Raw genomic sequence first — 837 nt, 5'->3', positions numbered from 1 at the left:
GCATCCTTTTTGTATTGTAATAGGTCTCAATGTATTTAAATATTTCTTGAGTAGCCTCAGCTCTTGTCTCAAAATGAGCATCATTAATAAGCTCCCTCTTTAGCGTCTTATAAAAAGACTCCATCATTGCATTGTCATAGGGATTTCCTTTACGACTCATGCTAGATTGAGCACCGACTTGACGAAGAGTAGATTGATAACGAGAGCTTGTATATTGACTCCCTTGATCAGTATGGACAATCAAGCCAGGCTGATGATGTTCTTTCCCACAAGCTTGTAAGAAGCAATCCCTCACCAGTTTATCTTGCATCCGTGAAGACATTGACCAGCCTACAATCTTACGTGAAAAAACGTCGATATTCACGGCTAAGTATAAGGTGCCTTCTTTGGTAGGGATATAGGTCATGTCTCCCAGCCATACTTTATTAGGAGCTGTTGCTTTAAAGATCTGATTAATTAAATTGGGTCTTGAAAGCGAAGCTCCTTTTCTGTTGTAATGTTTATATTTATAACGGCTTCCCTTGGCATAAAGTCCCATCAAGTGCATCAGTTTCCCAACACGTTTCGTGTTGGTCATAATACCAGTATTATGAAGTACCTTGGTAATTCTAACCGCACCATAGCGTCCCTTATGCTCATGAAAGACAGCTTTTATCTTCTCTGAGAGAATTTCTCTCTCCACTTGTTGTTTTGAAGGACGACGATGCATGTATTCATAGAAACCTGAGCGAGAAACCTTAAGAACTTTTACTGCATGCTTAATTTTTATCTTCCCATGATGTTTCAAGAGAAATTCAAAACGTTTTACTTGCTTCGCTTCAAGAAGACCCGGAACTT

1 protein-coding gene is annotated in these 837 nt (G+C 39.2%); it reads right to left on the bottom strand.

Going from position 1 to position 837, the window contains the following annotated elements; genetic code table 11:
• The coding region (locus tag FDX22_RS20685) for an IS3-like element IS1068 family transposase (protein ID WP_146717705.1) at positions 1 to 837 on the bottom strand (837 nt) is incomplete at both ends.

The organism is Citrobacter sp. TBCS-14 (assembly GCF_005280805.1).
In the GTDB taxonomy this organism is placed as follows: domain Bacteria; phylum Pseudomonadota; class Gammaproteobacteria; order Enterobacterales; family Enterobacteriaceae; genus Citrobacter; species Citrobacter gillenii.
Note: the sequence above shows the minus strand (reverse complement) of the source record. Positions and strands in the feature narration are given on the sequence as shown.